Origin of the sequence: Sphingomonas montanisoli, from assembly GCF_008274695.1 — a bacterium.
Lineage (GTDB): Bacteria > Pseudomonadota > Alphaproteobacteria > Sphingomonadales > Sphingomonadaceae > Rhizorhabdus > Rhizorhabdus montanisoli.
The window spans coordinates 55869-73837 of the sequence record NZ_VTOU01000005.1 but is presented as its reverse complement, the minus strand read 5'-3'; the positions used below and the strand labels follow the sequence as shown (position 1 = coordinate 73837).

General features: G+C 65.0%; 20 protein-coding genes. 13 read left to right on the top strand and 7 right to left on the bottom strand.

The genetic code is table 11. The features are described from left to right. The first annotated feature begins 45 nt into the window (after positions 1–45). From FYJ91_RS18660 to FYJ91_RS18630, 7 genes are all read left to right on the top strand, one after another. Entirely contained in the window at positions 46–393 is a 348-nt protein-coding gene (locus tag FYJ91_RS18660) for a response regulator (protein ID WP_149523842.1), read from the top strand. A gap of 203 nt (positions 394–596) precedes the next feature. Then, positions 597–824, top strand: coding sequence for a hypothetical protein (locus tag FYJ91_RS18655; RefSeq protein WP_246152742.1), 228 nt, complete (start codon positions 597–599; stop codon positions 822–824). A 38-nt stretch (positions 825–862) separates the two neighbouring features. Continuing rightward, positions 863–2785: an excinuclease ABC subunit UvrC gene (gene uvrC, locus FYJ91_RS18650; protein ID WP_246152740.1), complete on the top strand. Its 1923-nt coding sequence runs from the start codon at positions 863–865 to the stop codon at positions 2783–2785. 9 nt (positions 2786–2794) lie between these two features. After that, positions 2795–3778 carry a polysaccharide deacetylase family protein gene (locus FYJ91_RS18645; RefSeq protein WP_246152738.1) on the top strand — a complete coding sequence of 328 codons (984 nt, stop codon included), beginning with the start codon at positions 2795–2797 and terminating at the stop codon, positions 3776–3778. 152 nt (positions 3779–3930) lie between these two features. Next, positions 3931–4539: a DNA repair protein RecO gene (gene recO, locus FYJ91_RS18640; protein ID WP_149523840.1), complete on the top strand. Its 609-nt coding sequence runs from the start codon at positions 3931–3933 to the stop codon at positions 4537–4539. 168 nt (positions 4540–4707) lie between these two features. After that, entirely contained in the window at positions 4708–5748 is a 1041-nt protein-coding gene (gene leuB / locus FYJ91_RS18635) for a 3-isopropylmalate dehydrogenase (RefSeq protein ID WP_149523839.1), read from the top strand. Between the two features lie 202 nt (positions 5749–5950). After that, entirely contained in the window at positions 5951–7474 is a 1524-nt protein-coding gene (locus FYJ91_RS18630; RefSeq protein ID WP_149523838.1) for a fumarate hydratase, read from the top strand. A 108-nt stretch (positions 7475–7582) separates the two neighbouring features. Here FYJ91_RS18630 and FYJ91_RS18625 read toward each other — a convergent pair whose 3' ends face one another. After that, positions 7583–8290, bottom strand: coding sequence for an SIMPL domain-containing protein (locus tag FYJ91_RS18625; protein ID WP_149523837.1), 708 nt, complete (start codon positions 8288–8290; stop codon positions 7583–7585). A 16-nt stretch (positions 8291–8306) separates the two neighbouring features. Further along, positions 8307–8783: an RrF2 family transcriptional regulator gene (locus FYJ91_RS18620; protein ID WP_149523836.1), complete on the bottom strand. Its 477-nt coding sequence runs from the start codon at positions 8781–8783 to the stop codon at positions 8307–8309. A gap of 96 nt (positions 8784–8879) precedes the next feature. Here FYJ91_RS18620 and FYJ91_RS18615 point away from each other — a divergent pair, with 96 nt between their 5' ends. Further along, positions 8880–9323: a globin domain-containing protein gene (locus tag FYJ91_RS18615; protein ID WP_149523835.1), complete on the top strand. Its 444-nt coding sequence runs from the start codon at positions 8880–8882 to the stop codon at positions 9321–9323. A gap of 79 nt (positions 9324–9402) precedes the next feature. On the opposite strand, the gene rplI is transcribed toward FYJ91_RS18615, so the two are convergent. Genes rplI through rpsF form a run of 3 tightly spaced genes read right to left on the bottom strand, consistent with a single transcriptional unit; the run spans position 9403 to position 10675 of the window. Further along, positions 9403–9996 (bottom strand): 50S ribosomal protein L9, encoded by a 594-nt coding sequence (gene rplI / locus FYJ91_RS18610; RefSeq protein WP_149523834.1) that lies wholly within the window; start codon positions 9994–9996, stop codon positions 9403–9405. 15 nt (positions 9997–10011) lie between these two features. Further along, entirely contained in the window at positions 10012–10236 is a 225-nt protein-coding gene (rpsR, locus tag FYJ91_RS18605) for a 30S ribosomal protein S18 (RefSeq protein ID WP_047169782.1), read from the bottom strand. Between the two features lie 13 nt (positions 10237–10249). Further along, the gene (gene rpsF, locus FYJ91_RS18600) at positions 10250–10675 is read right to left on the bottom strand and encodes a 30S ribosomal protein S6 (protein ID WP_149523833.1); all 426 of its coding nucleotides are present in this window, start codon (positions 10673–10675) and stop codon (positions 10250–10252) included. Between the two features lie 232 nt (positions 10676–10907). Between rpsF and FYJ91_RS18595 the strand changes: the two genes are divergently transcribed. Both FYJ91_RS18595 and FYJ91_RS18590 read left to right on the top strand, forming a co-directional pair. Beyond that, a complete protein-coding gene (locus tag FYJ91_RS18595; protein ID WP_246152736.1) occupies positions 10908–11561 on the top strand; it encodes a hypothetical protein in 654 nt (217 codons plus the stop codon). A 95-nt stretch (positions 11562–11656) separates the two neighbouring features. After that, positions 11657–13690 (top strand): M13 family metallopeptidase, encoded by a 2034-nt coding sequence (locus FYJ91_RS18590; protein WP_181008586.1) that lies wholly within the window; start codon positions 11657–11659, stop codon positions 13688–13690. A 155-nt stretch (positions 13691–13845) separates the two neighbouring features. Here FYJ91_RS18590 and nudC read toward each other — a convergent pair whose 3' ends face one another. Both nudC and FYJ91_RS18580 read right to left on the bottom strand, forming a co-directional pair. Continuing rightward, positions 13846–14739, bottom strand: a complete 894-nt coding sequence (nudC, locus tag FYJ91_RS18585) for an NAD(+) diphosphatase (RefSeq protein ID WP_149523831.1) — start codon at positions 14737–14739, stop codon at positions 13846–13848. A 14-nt stretch (positions 14740–14753) separates the two neighbouring features. Next, complete coding sequence (locus tag FYJ91_RS18580; protein ID WP_149523830.1) at positions 14754–15800, bottom strand: A/G-specific adenine glycosylase; 1047 nt, start codon at positions 15798–15800, stop codon at positions 14754–14756. Between the two features lie 25 nt (positions 15801–15825). Here FYJ91_RS18580 and FYJ91_RS18575 point away from each other — a divergent pair, with 25 nt between their 5' ends. The 3 genes from FYJ91_RS18575 to FYJ91_RS18565 all read left to right on the top strand — a co-directional run bounded on the left by FYJ91_RS18575 (position 15826) and on the right by FYJ91_RS18565 (position 17961). Further along, complete coding sequence (locus FYJ91_RS18575) at positions 15826–16428, top strand: DUF721 domain-containing protein (RefSeq protein WP_149523829.1); 603 nt, start codon at positions 15826–15828, stop codon at positions 16426–16428. Continuing rightward, complete coding sequence (locus FYJ91_RS18570; protein ID WP_149523828.1) at positions 16425–17132, top strand: DsbA family protein; 708 nt, start codon at positions 16425–16427, stop codon at positions 17130–17132. The genes FYJ91_RS18575 and FYJ91_RS18570 overlap by 4 nt, the downstream gene beginning before the upstream one ends. 76 nt (positions 17133–17208) lie before the next feature. Then, the gene (locus FYJ91_RS18565; RefSeq protein ID WP_149523827.1) at positions 17209–17961 is read left to right on the top strand and encodes a thioredoxin domain-containing protein; all 753 of its coding nucleotides are present in this window, start codon (positions 17209–17211) and stop codon (positions 17959–17961) included. Positions 17962–17969: the final 8 nt, after the last annotated feature.

Below are 17969 nucleotides of genomic sequence, written 5' to 3'. Positions count from 1 at the left end.
GGCTAGGTTTCATGCGTATCGGCGTGATTGGGGAATGGCGTCGAAATGAAGATATTATGTGTTGAGGATGATCCGCTGGTGCGGGAGGTGACGGTCGATCTTCTGGCCGCGCTGGGCCATGACGTTTTCGCGGCGTCGGGCGGCGAGGAGGCATTGATGCGCCTTCGCGAACGTGGCGCGGCCTATGATCTGCTGGTCACGGACATCCATATGCCTGGCGATCTGGGTGGCTTCTCGTTGGTGGCGATGGCGCGGGCCAACATGCCCGATCTGCGCGTCATCTACTTCAGCGGCACCGATCAGATGCCGGACGACGACAAGGCGGTCCTGCTGCGCAAGCCGTGCAGCCTCGGCATGTTCGAGGAAGCGATCGAGAGAATCGCGGCGCGCTGACCTCCCTTCGTCATTGCGAGAAGCCGTAGGCGACGAAGCAATCCAGGCCCGCACCGGAGATGGTCGCGAACCTCTTCTGGTTCGGGCCGGGATTGCTTCGCTCCGCTCGCAATGACGAGTGGGGGGCATGATTCACTCTTTCCTCACACCCTCCCGCTACATCAGATATGATGGGCGCAATCGGCTGGATCTGGGCGTGGGCCATGTTGCTGGCCGCTGTGCGGGCGCATATGGCGCATTCGCTGCCGCAGACGCTCGTCTGGGCGATAGCGGCATCGGGCGTCGTCGCGCTGCCCATCCTGTGGAGCAAGAAGGACGGTATCCTCGGCGATTGGGCGCCTTCAGGGATCGTCCGCGCGGGACTTGCTATCACGGTCCTGCTGGTCGGCGGCGTGGCTTATCCACAGGCGATCATGAGCTTGATCGCCTGAGCCTTCAAACCCAGTCGCGAACGCCCTAGATGGGGAGCGTGACCAAGACCCCGCCGACCGACCGATTCAACGAAGAGAACAGCGTCTATACCGTGCGCGGCAGCGATGCGCCCGATCTCGATGCGGGCGTCGCCGCGATCCGCAACGTGCTGAACACGTTGCCGGTTCGCCCCGGTGTCTATCGGATGCAGGATGCGCGCGGCGAGGTGCTGTACGTCGGCAAGGCGCGCGCGCTGCGCAACCGCGTCACCAACTACACGCAGGTCGCCCGCCTTTCGAAGCGGCTTCAGCGCATGGTGGCGCAGACCCGGTCGATGACGGTCGTGACGACGGGCAGCGAGGCCGAGGCGCTGCTGCTCGAAGCGCAGCTGATCAAGCGCTACCGCCCGGCCTACAACGTCCTGCTGCGCGATGACAAAAGCTTCCCCTTCATCCTGCTGCGGGAGGATCATGCCTTCCCGCGCATCCAGAAGCATCGCGGTGCCCGGCGTGCGAAGGGGCAATATTACGGCCCGTTTGCCAGCGCCGGATCGGTCACCCGCACGCTCAACGCGTTGCAGAAGCTGTTCCTGCTGCGCAGTTGCACCGACAGCTTCTTCGCCAATCGCAGCCGGCCGTGCCTGCTCTACCAGATCAAGCGATGCTCGGCCCCGTGCGTCGATCGGATCGAGAAATCCGATTATGACGAGTTGGTCGCGGACTCGAAGGCGTTCCTTGCCGGCAAATCGACCCAGGTGCAGAAGAAGCTCGGCGAGGCGATGAATGTCGCGGCCGAGGCGATGGATTACGAACTGGCGGCGATCTATCGCGACCGCCTGCGCGCGCTGACCTTCATCCAGGGCAATCAGGCGATCAACGCCGAAGGGATCGGCGACGCCGACGTCTTCGCGATGCACGCGAAGGCGGGCACGGTCGGTATCCAGGCCTTCTTCATTCGCGGCGGCCAGAATTGGGGCCACCGCGCCTTCTTCCCCGCGCACACTGCAGACGTGCCGGACGACGAGGTGATGGAGAGCTTCCTGATGCAGTTTTACGAGGAGGTGCCGCCCCCCGGCCTGATCCTCGTCGATCGCGAACCGGCCGAGTGCGAATTGCTTGCCGAGGCGTTGAAGGAACGCGCGGGCCGGAAGGTCGTGATCAAGGTTCCCCAGCGCGGCGAGCAGCGCAAGCTGATGGCGCAGGCAGAGCGCAACGCGGTCGAGGCGCTCGATCGCCGGCTCGCGGAATCGACCACGCAGGGCAAGATCTTCCAGGAAATGGCCGACCTCTTCGAACTCGAAGGCCCGCCCGACCGGATCGAGGTGTACGACAACAGCCACATAATGGGCACCAACGCTGTCGGCGCGATGATCGTTGCGGGCCCGGAGGGCTTCCGCAAGAACGCCTATCGCAAGTTCAACATCAAGAATCCCGAGACCAAGCCGGGTGACGATTTCGCGATGATGCGCGAGGTACTCGGCCGCCGCTTCGCCCGGCTGGAGAAGGAGGATCCCGAACGACGATCGGGCGACTGGCCCGATCTGCTGCTCATCGACGGCGGCAAAGGGCAGTTGTCGTCGGTATGCGAGGTTCTGGAAGAGATGGGCGTGCAGGATGTTGCGGTCGTCGGCATCTCGAAGGGGCCGGATCGCAATGCGGGGCGCGAGCATTTCCACTTGCCGGGCGGGCGTGAGGCGATGCTGCCGATGAACTCGCCTCTGCTGTTTCACCTGCAGCGGTTACGCGACGAGGCGCACCGCTTCGCGATCGGCGCGCACCGCACCAAACGCGCGGCGAACCTGACCAAGAGCCCGCTCGACGACATCCCGGGGATCGGGCCCGCGCGCAAGAAAGCGCTGCTGATGCATTTCGGGACGGCCAAGTCCGTGCGCAGCGCCAGCCTGGCGGACCTCGAAGCCGCGCCGGGCGTTTCCACCGCTATGGCGCAGTCGATTCACGATTTCTTTCATCCAGCGGGCTAAGCGTGCAATATGACGGTTATGCCGCCCGCCCTTTCTCCGGACGACAACGCCAGGACGCGCGTTCTCCTCACCGTCGATACGGAATTGACGATCCGTACCGAGGAACAGCCTGGCGACTGGATCGACGGCTATGCGCGCTCTTATGAGGCGGCCGGGGTCGGCGTTCCCTATCAGTTGCGGGTGCTGGCGCAGTACGCGCTGAAGGCGTGTTTCTTCGTCGATCCGATGCCGGCCTGCCTCTACGGGATCGAGCCGATCAAGCGGATGGTCGATCCGATCCTGTCTGCGGGGCAGGAGGTGCAGTTGCATCTCCACCCGCGCTGGTATGGGCCGCGCGACGGGATCCTCGTCGGCGAGTATGAACTCAACAGCTACGATCTGAACAAGCAGCGCGAGATGATCACCAAGGCGCGCGAGCTGCTGATGGAAGCGGGCGTGCCCGAGCCGTGCGCCTTCCGTGCGGGCAGCTATGCGGCCAATGACGATACGCTGCGTGTGCTGGCCGAACTCGGCTTCCGCTTCGACAGCAGCCATAACGGCTCCGAACATCCGTGGCCCAGCTCGATCGATCTGCCGCGCGAACAGATCACGCCGGTCGAATATCTGGGTGTCACCGAGGTGCCGGTGACGTTGATCGGCGATGGCCCGCAGACCCGCCATCTGCAGGTATGTGCGGTGTCGCTGGGCGAACTGGAGGCGGCGATCCGCCATGCGGGGGCGGCGCGTCTGCCCGTCGTCAACATTGTCAGCCACAGCTTCGAACTCGCCAACCGCACCGGCACCGCGCCGAACCGCGTCCATGTCCGCCGGTTCGAGGCTTTGTGCGAGTTTCTGTCGACCTGTCGGGATCGATTCCCGACCGTGTTCTTTTCCGATCTCGACGAAGTCGAACTCGATGTCCGATCGGACATGCTCCCCAACAGCGCGCTGCGCCGCTTCGGCCGGATGGTCGAGCAGATCTGGTCGAACCAGGTCGCGGAGCGGGGGGCTTAACTTCCTGATCCTCCCCCGCCAGGGGGAGGTGGCGCCGAAGGCGACGGAGGGGGAGGGCGGCGACCAACTCGATATGCTTCGCTGTCCTCCCCCTCCGTCATGCTGTGCATGCCACCTCCCCCTGGCGGGGGAGGATTGCTAAGCACTCCTCCATGCTCATCCGCTGCCCCGCGATCGTCTGCTCCGTCCTGCTGCACGGCGAACATGGCGCGGTTGTGCGGGCGCTGACGCCCGATGACGGGCTGGTGGCGGGCTATGTGCGTGGCGGGCGGTCGCGGCGCATCCGGCCGATCCTGTCGCCGGGCAATCTGGTCGCGGCCGAATATCGCGCTCGGACCGAGGATCAGTTGCCAGGGCTGACCGTCGAACTGTCGCACAGCCGCGCGGGCCTGCTGGCCGAGCCGCTGCCGGCGGCGGCGATCGACTGGCTGTGTGCGCTGACCGCCGTGGCCTTGCCCGAACGCGAGCCGTTTCCCGATCTCTATCAGGCGCTCGAAGCGGCGCTGGCGGCGGTCGAATATGCGCCATCGGCGCGCGGCTGGGCGCTGGCGGCGCTGCGCTACGAAATGCTGGTGGTTGCGGGCCTTGGCTATGGGGTGGGGTTGGAGCCGCCGGAGGAAGGCGCCGACTGGCCGGATATTCTCGACGGCTGGCGGCAGAGCGGGCGGCTGTTGTCCGATGACATATTGTCGGGGCGCCGCGCCTCCGCACTCGACGCGCGCGAGCGGCTGATCGAGCGGGTAAAGCGGATCGCGCAATAGAGAAAGGCTTCGTCATTGCGAGCGTAGCGAAGCAATCCACTCCGAACTGCGGAATGGATTGCCGCGTCGCCTGCGGCTCCTCGCAATGACGAGGCGGGGGTGATGGCTTGCCTCGCCTGCCAACACGCCGCATAGGCCCCCCGACATTGCAATCGGAGGGCTTCCAATATGTTGATCGCGCTGCTGCCGGGGGATGGGATCGGTCCCGAAGTCGTCGAGCAGGCGGTCCGCGTGTTGAACGTCGTCACCGACAAGCTGACCTATGAGAGCGCGCCGGTCGGCGGCGCGGCCTATAAGGCGCAGGGACATCCGCTGCCCGCCGCGACGCTCGATCTTGCCAAGCGCGCCGATGCGATCCTGTTCGGCGCGGTCGGCGATCCCGATTGCGACAAGCTGGAGCGGCACCTGCGCCCCGAACAGGCGATCCTGGGGCTGCGCAAGGAGCTGGCTTTGTTCGCGAACCTGCGTCCGGCCAAGCTGTTTCCCGAACTGGCGGACGCTTCGGCGCTGCGCCCCGAGGTCGCGACCCAGATCGACATGGTGATCGTCCGCGAACTCAACGGCGACGTCTATTTCGGTGAGAAGGGCATGCGCACCACGGCGTCGGGGCTGCGCGAAGGCTATGACATCATGTCCTATGACGAGGCCGAGGTGCGCCGCATCGCGCGGGTCGGCTTCGAAACCGCGCAGGCGCGCGGGGGCAAGCTCTGTTCGGTCGACAAGGCGAACGTCCTCGAAACGTCGCAGCTGTGGCGCGACGTGGTGATCGAGATGTCGGCCGACTTCCCCGATGTCGAGTTGAGCCACATGTATGTCGACAATTGCGCGATGCAGCTGGTGCGCAATCCGGGCCAGTTCGACGTGATCGTCACCGGCAACCTGTTCGGCGACATCCTGTCCGATCAGGCGAGCATGTGCGCGGGTTCGATCGGGATGCTCCCGTCGGCATCGCTCGATGACCAGCAGAAGGGGCTGTACGAGCCGATCCACGGTTCGGCCCCCGATATTGCGGGGCAGGGCAAGGCCAATCCGCTCGCGACGATCCTATCGGCGGCGATGATGCTGCGTTACTCGCTGGGCCTGCCCGACGAGGCCGACCGGATCGAGGCGGCGGTCGCCAAGGCGCTGGCCGGTGGTGCGCGATCACCCGATCTGGGCGGCACGATGACGACCGCGCAGATGGGCGATGCGGTGCTGGCGGCTCTCTAATTTTCGGGCCTCCCCTCCCTGCAAGGGAGGGGAATGAGGGGTGGGTGGCGAGCGTAGCGAGTATTCTCGGCTGCGTCGCTAACTCCGCGTTCGGCCTTCGAGCCCTCGGCTACGTCACCCACCCCCGGTCCCTCCCTTGCAGGGAGGGGGGTGATAAGGCATTGGGCATCGCAACATTCATCCGGGGCAGCGGAGCGTGGGCATGAGCGTAATCATCAAGGAAGCCGATCTGATCGAGAGCGTCGCCGACGCGCTCCAGTTCATCAGCTATTATCACCCGATGGATTATATCCGCGCGCTGGGTGATGCGTACGAAAAGGAGCAGGGGCCGGCCGCGAAGGACGCGATCGCCCAGATCCTGACCAACAGCCGCATGTGCGCGGAGGGGCATCGCCCGATCTGCCAGGATACCGGCATCGTCACCGTCTTCATCAAATGGGGCATGCAGTGCGTTCTGGAGAGCGACAAGAGCCTGCAGGACGTCGTCGATGAAGGCGTACGCCGCGCCTATCTGAACCCCGAAAACCGGCTGCGCGCGTCGATCCTCAAGGATCCCGCTTTCGGCCGCGTCAACACCAAGGACAATACTCCGTGTGTCCTGAACGTCGAGATGGTGCCTGGCCACCATGTCGAGGTGCAACTGGCGGCCAAGGGCGGCGGCAGCGAGAACAAGTCGAAGTTCAAGATGATGAACCCCAGCGACAGCATCGTCGACTGGGTGCTCGAAATGGTGCCGCAGATGGGCGCGGGCTGGTGCCCGCCGGGCATGCTCGGCATCGGCATCGGCGGCACCGCCGAAAAGGCGATGACGCTCGCCAAGGAATCGCTGATGGGCGATATCGACATGGCGGACCTGAAGGCGCGCGGCGCACAGACCGATATCGAGCGGCTGCGCATCGAGATCTTCGACAAGGTCAACGCGCTCGGCATCGGCGCGCAGGGTCTGGGTGGCCTCGCGACGATCCTCGACGTCAAGATCATGGACTATCCGACCCACGCCGCATCGAAGCCGATCGCGATGATCCCGAATTGCGCTGCGACGCGCCACGCGCATTTCCACCTCGACGGATCGGGCCCGGCCTATCTGGAGACGCCCGATCTCAACGATTGGCCTAAGGTCGAGTGGACGCCGTCGAAGGAGTCGATCCGCGTCGATCTCGACACGCTGACGCCCGAAGTCGTCGCATCGTGGAAGCCGGGCGATCGCCTGCTCCTCAACGGCAAGATGCTCACCGGCCGCGATGCCGCACACAAGCGCATTCAGGAGATGCTGGCGAAGGGCGAGGAACTGCCCGTCGATTTCAAGGGCCGCGTGATCTATTATGTCGGCCCGGTCGATCCGGTGCGTGACGAGGTGGTCGGCCCGGCGGGCCCGACGACCGCGACCCGCATGGACAAGTTCACTGACATGATGCTGGAGCAGACCGGCCTGATCGCGATGGTCGGCAAGGCCGAGCGCGGCCCGATCGCGATCGAGAGCATCAAGAAGCACAAGGCCGCCTATCTGATGGCCGTCGGTGGCGCCGCCTATCTGGTCGCGCGCGCGATCAAGGAATCGAAGGTCGTGGGCTTCGCCGATCTCGGCATGGAAGCGATCTACGAGTTCACGGTGAAGGATATGCCCGTGACGGTGGCAGTCGACGCGACCGGCGAGAGCGTCCACCACACCGCGCCGCTGGTGTGGCGCGAGAAGATCGCCAAGGAAAAGCTGCTCGAGAACGCCTAACTTTTCTCGTCATTGCGAGCGTAGCGAAGCAATCCACTCCGCAGTTTGGAGTGGATTGCGGCGTCGCCTGCGGCTCCTCGCAATGACGAGGGGAGTGGGGCGAGGGCGTCAGTCGAGATAGAAGTCGATCGTGGTGACGACGCGCACCTTCTGGAAGGGCGTGTCGCTGCCCGACGAACCTTCGCCGTCGCGCGCACCGATCGAAAAATAGCCCTGCGTCGCCTGGCGGATCGTGCCGACGCTGGTGTCCGAATCCTTGGCGAACTGTTCGGCGGCCGCGCGCGCATCGCGGGTGGCGGCGGCGATCATCGCGGGCTTGACGTCGTTGAGCTTGGTGAAGCTGTAGGTCATCCCCGATCCGTCCTCGAGCACGACGCCCTGCCGGACGAGTTGGGCCTGCTGCGCGAACGCCTTCTTCGCCTGCATCACCTTGGCCGTGCGCAGCTGGAGCCGCTGGCGGATCGTGATGTTGGGGCTGCCGTCGTTGTTGCGGAACTGGTTGACGTTGACGCCGACGACCGAGATTTCGTCATCCTTGAAGCCGTTGGCGTGGAGCAGCGCGAGGATCGCCTTGGTATCCTGATCGATCTTCGCCTGATTGCCGGCGAGATCCGGACCATTGGCCGAAAAGGCGAGCGTCCAGGTGGCAAGGTCGGCGGTCACGTCGCGCTCGGCCAGGCCGCGCATCGTCACCGCGCGATCGGCATGCCGTGCACGGACCAGACCATCGCCCATCAGGAAACCGCCCGCGGCGATCCCGACCGCGACGATCGCGGCAGGAACGAGGGCGGCAAGGGCAGGGCGGTCTCCGGACATGGGGTATCTCTCCAAGTTATGCAGGAAAGCTAAGGGCCAGCCGATGAACCGGTGCTGACGGCGGTCCGGCGGCCTTGGAGATACCCAGCAAGGCGGCGAGCGCGTCCTTGCGCACGGTGATGTCGGCGAGGCTATAGCCGTCGAGCACGGCGAGGAAGGCACCCAGCGCCTGTGCCAGTGCTCCGTTGAGCCCACAGGCCGGCGCGATCACGCAGGACGGGCAATCGGCGAGGTCGAAGCCCGCCTCGCCATGGCGCACCACTGCACCGATGTTGATCTCCTGCGGCGGCCTGGCAAGCGCGATCCCACCGCCACGCCCACGCACTGTCCGCACGAAACCGGCGCGCCCGAGCATGTGGACCACTTTCATCAGATGGTTTTCGGAGATCGAGAAGGCGCGCGCAATCTCCGCGATCGACGCCAGCCGGTCGCCCTTGGCGGCGAGGTGGATCAGGACGCGCAGCGCATAATCGGTGTGGGTGGAGAGCCGCATTACCCGATCATAATGCCGGAATAAGATATCTGCAATTTACATCTTATCTCGACGATCTTAAAGATGCTTCCAATATCCACCTTAAGGGAGTCGATCATGGCCGAACCGCTCAGCCCCGAAACCATCGCGATCGTGAAAGCGACCGCACCCGTGCTGCAGAAGCATGGGCTGGAGATCACCACGCGGATGTACGAACGGTTGTTCGTCGACCCGGAGATCAAGGCGTTGTTCGATCAGGCCGAGCAGGCATCGGGCGCGCAGCCCAAGCGGCTTGCGGCGGCGATCCTCGCTTATGCCAAGAACGTCGATAATCTGGCGGCGTTCGGCCCGTCGGTCGAAAGGATGGCGGAGCGACATGTCGCGACCCATGTGAAGCCCGAACATTACCCAGCGGTCGCCAATGCTTTGCTGCCCGCGATTAAGGACGTGTTGGGCGATGCGGTCGACCAGCGGATTCTTGATGCATGGGGCGAGGCCTATTGGTTCCTCGCGGATATCATGATCGGGCGCGAAACGCAGATCTACGACCAAGCGGCCTGATCTCGGTTGCCCGAGTCAAAAGGAAAGGGCCGCCGGATCATCTCCGGCGGCCCTTCCTGTTTCAGCGACGCTCGGAAGCTCAGGCTTCTTCGGTCGGCTCGTCGAGGAGTTCCGTGGGGATCTCGCCGGGCTCGGCGTTCGGATCGAACGCCTCGGTGAAGCCAGCTTCGTCGCGCTCGAACATCTGCGCCATCACGTCGACGCCCTGTGCCTGCAACTCGGCCTCTTCAGGCGAGCGGGCGACGTTGACGGTCACGGCGCGGACGACTTCGGCGTGAAGGCTGATCTTCACCTCATGCGTGCCGATCGTCTTGATCGGACGCGAGAGGACGATCGCCGACTTGGCAACCTTGATGCCGTCTTCGGCCAGAGCCTCGGCGATGTCGCGGGCCGAAACCGAACCGTAAAGCTGGCCGGTGTTCGAAGCCTGACGGATCAGCACCACCGACTTGCCGTCGAGGGCGCCGGCTTCCGTTTCGGCATTGCTGCGACGGTTCGCGTTATCGGCTTCGATCTGGGCGCGGTTCGCCTCAAAGACCTTCTTGTTGCTCTCGTTAGCGCGCAGCGCCTTCTTGTTCGGGAGCAGATAGTTGCGCGCAAAGCCCGCCTTGACGGTGACGACGTCACCAATCTGGCCCAGCTTCTCGACACGCTCGAGCAGGATCACGTCCATGTTCGCGCTCCCTTCTTACTTAACGATGTACGGAAGCAGCCCGATGTGACGGGCGCGCTTGATCGCCTGGGCGAGTTCGCGCTGCTTCTTGGCGGAAACCGCAGTGATGCGGCTCGGGACGATCTTGCCACGCTCGGACACGAAGCCCTGCAGCAGACGGACGTCCTTATAATCGATCTTGGGAGCATCCTTCGCGGAGAAGGGGCAGCTCTTGCGACGGCGGAAAAACGCGCGTGCCATGTTCTATATCTCCTTAGGCCGCATCGCGATCGCGGCGCTCGCCACGATCACCACCACGGTCGCCCCGGTCGCCGCGATCACCACGGCCATCACGGTCGCCACGGCGGCCGTCACGTTCGCCACGACGCATCATCGCGGATGGGCCGGCTTCCAGCTCGTCGACACGGATCGTCATGTAACGGATCACGTCTTCATTGATCGCGGTCTGGCGCTCGAGCTCGGCGACGACACCCGCAGGGGCATCGATCTGGAGCAGCACATAGTGCGCCTTGCGGTTCTTCGCGATGCGATAGGCGAGGCCACGCAGGCCCCAGGTCTCGGTCTTTACGACCTTGCCATTGCCTTCCTCGACGATCTTGGTGGCGGCTTCCGCCAGCGCGTCGACCTGAGCCTGAGCCAGATCCTGACGCGCGAGAAACACATGCTCATAAAGAGCCATGTCGCGTCTTCCTTCATGTTGCCGATCGCTGACATCGCGCCCATCGCGATGCCCCTCCGGCTGTCGTCCAAAAAATGAACAGGGGCGAAGAGACAGGCTCTCCACCCCGAACGCGCGGCCTATGACCGATCGAACCGGTAAAAGCAAGCGACGAACCGCGAGATCACGGCTTCGTTTGGGGGAGATATGCGTTAAAGACGACATGATGAACCGAACGATAATCGCAACGGCGATGCTTTCCCTTGTTATCGCGGCACCCGTGAGAGCGGAGACGTCTCGCGAACTCCTGCTCGATGCGGCTTTCGATACACGCGACAAGGATGTTGCGATCAAACGGATCGATCAGGCACAGGGGGTAGCGTCAGCGCAGCTCGCTCGCACCCCGGGCGATCGTGACGCGAAGCTCTCGATGGCGATGGCGGTGGGGTATCGTGCCAAGCTCACACGCAGCCGGGGCGAGGCCATGTCGGCCAAAAGGCTGTTCGACGGGCTCGCCGCGTCCGATCCACGCGATCCGGAGGCGGCGGCGGCAGTGGGCTGCTGGCATCTCGATTCGGTGATCGAGCTTGGCGGCATGATCGCGGGCATGGCGCTGGGCGCGAAGAAGGCGACCGGACTGGCGGCGATGGATCGCGCGGTGGCGCTGGGCGGGGGACGGGCGATGTTTTCCGGCCTCGCGGGCCTGCTCCGCATCGCGATCGATCCTGCCGATGCACGCGGCCGTGCTCTGGTCGATGCGACGACCCGCGCGGCGACCCCGCAGAAGGTCGACAAACTGTTCCAGCGTAGCGCCGCGACCGTCCTTGCGCAGCTCCGCGCCGGGCGAGGCGAAGTCGCACAGGAGCTGGCGAAGGAACTGCTTCCGTTCGGCAAGGTGCCGCGCTGATCGTGTAAATATGGGCTGTATTGCAGGCCCACGACACCGCTGATAGCTTCGCTTTGTCGGGCGGGCTTGGATCCCGTCGCCAAAGGGGTTCATCGATGAACATCAAACGCCTGCTGCTCGCGGCTTCCGCAATGGCGCTCGTCGCCTCGCCGCTTCACGCGCTCACTCCGGCCAAGCCGCGCTTCGGCAGTTTCGGGGTGGATCTCACCGCGATCGACAAGGCGGTGAAGCCGGGCGACGACTTCTGGAAATACGTCAACGGCACCTGGGATCAGCGCACCCCGATTGCCGCCGATCGTACGAGCGCGGGCGTGAGCGTGCTTCTGGTCGACGAGGCCGAGGCGCAGGTGAAGGCGATCGTCGAGGATCTGGCGAAGAACCCCGCGAGCGCGGGCAAGAGCGGGCAGCAGATCGGCGATTTCTACGCCAGCTGGATGGACGAGGCGGGGATCGAGGCGGCGGGCACGAAGCCGCTGGCGCCCTATCTGGCGCGCGTCGATGCGGTGAAGGACAAGGTGGAGCTGCAGAAGCTGTTCACCGAGATCGGCTATACCGCGCCGATCGGCGTCGGCATCCTGCCCGATCCGGCGGACACCAGCCGTTATGTCGCGATGGCGGGGCAGGCGGGGCTGGGCCTGCCCAACCGCGATTATTATCTGAACCAGGGCGAGAAGTACGACGGCATCCGCAAGGCGTATCGCCTCTATGTCGCCAAGATGCTGACGCTCGCGGGGATCGCGGATGCCGATGCGCGCGCGGACCGGATCATCGCGCTGGAGACCGAACTGGCGAAGGTCCAGTGGGCGCCCGAGCGGCAGCGCGACATCAAGGCGATCTATAACCCGATGGATCGCGCAGGGATGGAAAAGCTCGCGTCCGAATTCGATTGGGACAAGATGCTCGCCTGGTCGGGGCTGGGCGACGTCAAGACCGTGATCATGGGCGAGACGACCGCGATCACGGCGACGGGCAAGCTGCTCGACACCACGCCGCTGGAGACGTGGAAGGATTATTCGAAGTTCCACTTCATCCGCACTCACGCCACGTATCTGCCCAAGGCGTTCGACGACGCCAATTTCGACTTTTTCGGGCGCACCCTGCGCGGCCAGCCGGAGCAGCGGGCGCGGTGGAAGCGCGGCATCCAGCTGCTCAACGACAATCTGGGCGAGGCGATCGGCGCGATCTATGTCGAGCGGCATTATCCGCCGGCCAGCTCGGCCAAGATGGACGAGTTGATCGTCAATCTGCGCGCGGCGCTCAAGGAACGGCTCGACAAGCTGGAGTGGATGGATGAGCCGACGCGGGCGGCGGCGTTGCTCAAGCTGTCGACCTTCGATCCGCGCGTCGGCCACCCGATCAAATATGTCGATTATAGCTCGATGACGGTGAAGCGCGGCGCGTTGCTCGACGATGCGCTGGCGGCCGAAAAGTTCGAATGGGATCTGCAGCTGTCGCGCCTGCCCAAGCCGGTCGACCGCACCCTGTGGGAAATGACTCCGCAGACGGTGAACGCCTATTACGATCCGCTGATGAACCAGATCACCTTCCCGGCGGCGATCCTGCAACCGCCCTATTTCGATCCGAACAGCGATCCGGCGGTCAATTACGGATCGATCGGCGCGATCATCGGGCATGAGATCGGCCACGGCTTTGACGATCAGGGCCGCCAGTTCGACGAAAAGGGGCGCATCCGCGACTGGTGGACCCCGGTTGCGGCCGAACGCTTTGCGGCGCGCACCAAGAACCTTGGCGGCCAGTTCGATGCCTATGAGCCGTTGCCCGGCGTCCACATCAAGGGCGAGCTGACGATGGGCGAGAATATCGGTGATCTGGGCGGGGTCGAAATGGCGTACAGCGCCTATCGCCGCTACGTTGCGCAGCATGGCGAGCCGCCGGTGATCGACGGGTTGACCGGCGACCAGCGCTTCTTCCTCGCCTACGGCCAGAGCTGGCGGAGCAAGCTGCGCGAGGGGCGGCTGCGCGAACAGCTGCTCACCGATCCACACAGCCCGGGCTATTATCGGGTCAACGGCATCGTCCGCAATGTCGACGCCTGGTACAAGGCGTTCGACGTGAAGCCCGGCGACAAGTTGTACCTGCCGCCCGAGCAGCGGGTGCATATCTGGTGAGGAGCGCGGCCCTCGCCTTCAACTCGTCATTGCGAGCGTAGCGAAGCAATCCAGGCCCGAACCCGACGAGGTTCGCGACGCTCTCAAGTGCGGGCCTGGATTGCTTCGTCGCCTACGGCTCCTCGAAATGACGAGGAGTGTGGGGTGAGGGCGGGTCAGGCCCCAGCCACCCAGGCATTCAGCAGCGTGTTCGCGATCGCGAAGGGCGGGGGCGGCATGAAGGGGCCGCTTTCGTCGCGGCGGAGGGCGGCTTCGACGCCGTCCTTGTCGACCCAGATTGCGGCCTCGATCTCGCGCGTGTCGAGGTTGAGGTCGGCGCTTTCGACTTCGGCGATGCAGGCGATCATCAGCTGTGAAGGGAAGGGCCAGGGCTGGCTGGCGATGTAGCGGACGTTGGTGGCCTTCACGCCCGCTTCCTCGAACAGTTCGCGCGCGACGGCTTCCTCGATCGACTCGCCGACCTCGACGAAGCCCGCGAGCGCCGAATAATTGCGCTGCGGCCACGGCTTCTGCCGGCCGACCAGGATCTTGCCTTCGAACTCGGCGAGCATGATTACGACCGGATCGGTGCGCGGGAAATGTTCGGAGCCGCAGCCTTCGGCAGCCTTGTCGCACAGCCGCGCCCAGCCCGATCGCATCGGGCGGGTATGCTTGCCGCAACGTGGGCAGAACTGGTGGCGCGAATGCCAGTCGATCAGGCAGCGGGCGACCGCATAGGTCGCCGCCTCGTCGCCCTTGAGCTGGCCGAGCGCTGCTGACATCGCCGCGCTGCGCTGCGCGCCATTTTCCTGCACCGGATCGATCGGAACGAAGTGCGGAGCGCCGTCGATCAGGCCGAGCAGGGCGAGGGTTGCGTCAGGCGCGACTTCCGACGCCGGACCCCAGCCGAGCAGGCCGCCATCCAGAACATCCGGCGCCAGTCCGGTCAGGCGCAGCAGCTTCGCGTCGGCGCGGGCCAGCTGTTCGTCATGATAAGCCTGATTGTCGCGCTCATTGTCGATGCGGACCAGGGGGGAGCCGGTGAAGCCGGGGGGCGCGAAGCGGGCCATCTACTATCCTCTACCTATTTCGAACCGGCGATAGCGCGGGCGGCGGCCCGTGCGAAGAGGGTCGGCAGACCTGCCGTATCGACGGAAGGGATCGGCCACCATTCGCCCGATATGTCAGGACGGGCGGACAGCTTCGTGACGACGACACGCAGGTCGAGCGCGAAATGGGTGAAGACGTGGGTGACGCTGCCCGCCTCGCGCCAGTCGGCGTCGACCGGCGCGTCGGTCAGCGCCGGATCCTCGTCGCTCCATGGGCCCGTCGGCAAGGCGCGCATTCCGCCGAGCATGCCCTTGTCGGGCCGGCGCACCAGCAGGACATCGCCCTCATGCTCGATCCAGAAGGCGGTGCCCTTGCGCTGGGGCTTGGGCTTCTTCGCGGCCTTGACCGGATAGGTTTCGGGATTGCCCGCCACCCGCGCCTTGCACGGATCGCGCAGGGGGCAGATCAGGCATTGCGGATTGCGGGGCGTGCAGATGCCCGATCCGAGGTCCATCATCGCCTGCGCGAAATCACCCGCGCGATCGTTGGGGGTAATGGTGTCGACCAGTGCGCGCAGCCTCGGCCGCGCGGCGGGGAGGGGATCGGCGAAGGCGAACAGGCGGCTCGTGACCCGTTCGACATTGGCGTCGATCACGACGGCGCGCCGGCCGAAGGCGATCGCGGCGATCGCGGCGGCGCTATAGTCGCCGATGCCGGGCAGGGTGCGCAGACCCGCCTCGCTATCGGGGAATGATCCGCCATGATCGCGGGCGACGGCGCGCGCGCAGGCGATCAGGTTGCGGGCGCGGGCATAATAGCCGAGGCCCGCCCAGGCGGCCATCACATCGGCATCGTCGGCATTGGCCAGCGTATCGACGGTCGGCCAACGTTCGGTAAACTTGGCGAAATAACCGCGCACCGCCGCGACCGTCGTCTGCTGGAGCATGATTTCGGACAGCCAGACGCGATAGGGTTCGGTCCGCGCGGTGCCAGGCGGCGCGCGCCACGGCAGGGCGCGCGCGTGGACATCGTACCAGTCCAGCAATTTGGCGGCGACCTGTGCCGGGGCATCGACGAACATAGCCCGCCTATGGCATGGACGCCCCATGAGCGAAACGGACGGCGTGCAAAAGCCTGCGAAGGCGAAAACCAAGGCGGCTAAACCGGCGGCCAAGGTGTATGAACGCCCGCGCGGCGGGGCTGCGCGTTCGGTGGCGGACATGCTGCCTGACGTCGGCCGCGCGGCGTTTCGCCGGTTCGGATTCGTTCAGAGCTCGGTCGTCAGCCGTTGGGCCGAGATCGTCGGCCCGCGCTACGCCGCCGTCTCCACCCCCGAATCGATCCGTTTCCCGCAGGGCAAGCGCGACGGCGGAATGCTGACGCTGGAGGTGCAGGGCGCGCATGGGCCGATGATGCAGCATGTGCTGCCCGAGATCATGGAGCGGGTGAATCGCTTTTTCGGCTATGCGGCCGTCGCTCGCGTCGCGATCCGGCAGGGCGTGCCGCCCGCCGCCATTCGCAAGGCACCGCCATCGCTGCGTATTCCGGGTATCCAGCCCGCCGCCATCGACCTGGGCGACAGTCTGCGAACCGTGGGCGACCCCGAACTGCGCGCATGCCTCGCATCGCTTGCGGGCGCATTGTCGGCGACGACAGGCGCACCGATCATCGATAAGGGCGAAGCGATCAAAGGAGACGAGGCCAAGTGAAGAAGCGGCTGATCGCGGGCATCCTGCTCCTGGCGCTGCTGCCGGCGGCCTCCACCGCCGCGACGGTGGCGAAGAAGCCTGCTCCCGCCAAAGCGGCGAACTGGGTCGATACGGTCAACATAACGCCCGAGGGCGCCTATGTGATCGGCAATCCGGCGGCGAAGGTGAAGCTGGTCGAATATCTGTCGCTCACCTGCCCGCATTGCGCGCATATGGCGGGGGAGGCGATGGCGCCGCTTAAGCGCGACTATATCGCCAAGGGGCTGGTCAGCCTGGAAATCCGCCACGCGGTGCGCGATGGCTATGACTTTGCCGGATCGATGCTGATCCGCTGCCAGCCGCGTAACGCCTATCTGCCGTCGATCGAGGGGCTGTTCGCGACGCAGGCCGTTTGGTTCGAAAAGGCGATGGCGGCGTCGAACGATCCCGCCTTCGAAACCATGGCGCCGGCCGCCAAGATGCAGTTCGTCGCCAAGGCTGCGGGCTTCGACAGCTATTTCGCCAAGCGCGGCATGGCGCCGGCGCGCTTCAATGCCTGTCTGGCCGATCCCAAGGGGCAGAAGGCGCTGGAGGACATGGCCGATCGCGCGTGGAATAAGGAATCGATCCCCGGCACGCCCGCCTTTCGGCTGAATGGCGAAATGCTCGGATCGATCGCCAGTTGGTCTGCGCTCGAAGCGAAGATCAAGGCCGCGCTCGGCTAAGCCCACTCTTGCACGCTTCGCGCGGGCGTTTACACCTGTCCCACGATATTCGCGTTCCCCTGGAGTTGATGTAGCGATGAAGACGTATCTGGCCGCGACGGCGATGGTTCTGGCGCTGGCGACGGCAGCTTGCCAGAAGAAGGCCGATGAGGCGCAGGCGCCGCTCGGCAACGCCACCGCCCCCGCAGCGTCGGCAGCAGCGCCGTATTCTGGCCAGGATTGGACGCTCACCACGGCCAAGACTCCCGAAGGCGGCTTCCGCATGGGCAATCCCGACGCGCCGGTGAAACTGGTCGAATATGCGTCGATCACCTGCCCGCACTGCCGCGACTTCACCAAGGCGGCGGGCGAGCCGCTGCGCAACGAATTCGTGAAGACCGGCAAGGTCAGCTGGGAATATCGAAACTTCGTGATGAACCCGCTCGACGTCGCGGCCACCCTGGTCGCTCGCTGCCAGGGGCCGGAGCCGTTCTTTGCGATGGTCGATCAGCTTTACGCCAGCCAGACCCAATGGATCGGCAAGTTCAACTCGGTCGACGAAGCTAAGCTGCGCCAGCTCGGCACGCTGCCGCAGGGCCAGCAGTTCGAGCAACTGGTGACGCTCACCGGCCTCGACGAGTTCTTCAAGACGCACGGCGTACCCGCGGACAAGATCAACGGCTGCCTCACCGACAAGAAGGCGCTCGATGAACTGCTCAAGATCCGCGATTATGGCGTGAACACCGACAAGGTCGATGGCACGCCCAGCTTCTTCATCAACGGGGTGAAGCAGGACCAGGTCTATGACTGGCCCGGCCTTGAACCCAAGCTGCGCGCAGCGGCCCGCTAAGGAGACGC

What these genes read in the sequence shown, in the direction of transcription:
- FYJ91_RS18660 (WP_149523842.1), top strand. Translation starts at nt 46, where the DNA reads ATGAAGATATTATGTGTTGAGGATGATCCGCTGGTGCGGGAGGTGACG.
- FYJ91_RS18655 (WP_246152742.1), top strand. Translation starts at nt 597, where the DNA reads ATGTTGCTGGCCGCTGTGCGGGCGCATATGGCGCATTCGCTGCCGCAG.
- FYJ91_RS18645 (WP_246152738.1), top strand. Translation starts at nt 2,795, where the DNA reads ATGACGGTTATGCCGCCCGCCCTTTCTCCGGACGACAACGCCAGGACG.
- recO (WP_149523840.1), top strand. Translation starts at nt 3,931, where the DNA reads ATGCTCATCCGCTGCCCCGCGATCGTCTGCTCCGTCCTGCTGCACGGC.
- leuB (WP_149523839.1), top strand. Translation starts at nt 4,708, where the DNA reads ATGTTGATCGCGCTGCTGCCGGGGGATGGGATCGGTCCCGAAGTCGTC.
- FYJ91_RS18630 (WP_149523838.1), top strand. Translation starts at nt 5,951, where the DNA reads ATGAGCGTAATCATCAAGGAAGCCGATCTGATCGAGAGCGTCGCCGAC.
- FYJ91_RS18625 (WP_149523837.1), bottom strand. Translation starts at nt 8,290, where the DNA reads ATGTCCGGAGACCGCCCTGCCCTTGCCGCCCTCGTTCCTGCCGCGATC.
- FYJ91_RS18620 (WP_149523836.1), bottom strand. Translation starts at nt 8,783, where the DNA reads ATGCGGCTCTCCACCCACACCGATTATGCGCTGCGCGTCCTGATCCAC.
- FYJ91_RS18615 (WP_149523835.1), top strand. Translation starts at nt 8,880, where the DNA reads ATGGCCGAACCGCTCAGCCCCGAAACCATCGCGATCGTGAAAGCGACC.
- rplI (WP_149523834.1), bottom strand. Translation starts at nt 9,996, where the DNA reads ATGGACGTGATCCTGCTCGAGCGTGTCGAGAAGCTGGGCCAGATTGGT.
- rpsR (WP_047169782.1), bottom strand. Translation starts at nt 10,236, where the DNA reads ATGGCACGCGCGTTTTTCCGCCGTCGCAAGAGCTGCCCCTTCTCCGCG.
- rpsF (WP_149523833.1), bottom strand. Translation starts at nt 10,675, where the DNA reads ATGGCTCTTTATGAGCATGTGTTTCTCGCGCGTCAGGATCTGGCTCAG.
- FYJ91_RS18595 (WP_246152736.1), top strand. Translation starts at nt 10,908, where the DNA reads ATGCTTTCCCTTGTTATCGCGGCACCCGTGAGAGCGGAGACGTCTCGC.
- FYJ91_RS18590 (WP_181008586.1), top strand. Translation starts at nt 11,657, where the DNA reads ATGAACATCAAACGCCTGCTGCTCGCGGCTTCCGCAATGGCGCTCGTC.
- nudC (WP_149523831.1), bottom strand. Translation starts at nt 14,739, where the DNA reads ATGGCCCGCTTCGCGCCCCCCGGCTTCACCGGCTCCCCCCTGGTCCGC.
- FYJ91_RS18580 (WP_149523830.1), bottom strand. Translation starts at nt 15,800, where the DNA reads ATGTTCGTCGATGCCCCGGCACAGGTCGCCGCCAAATTGCTGGACTGG.
- FYJ91_RS18575 (WP_149523829.1), top strand. Translation starts at nt 15,826, where the DNA reads ATGAGCGAAACGGACGGCGTGCAAAAGCCTGCGAAGGCGAAAACCAAG.
- FYJ91_RS18565 (WP_149523827.1), top strand. Translation starts at nt 17,209, where the DNA reads ATGAAGACGTATCTGGCCGCGACGGCGATGGTTCTGGCGCTGGCGACG.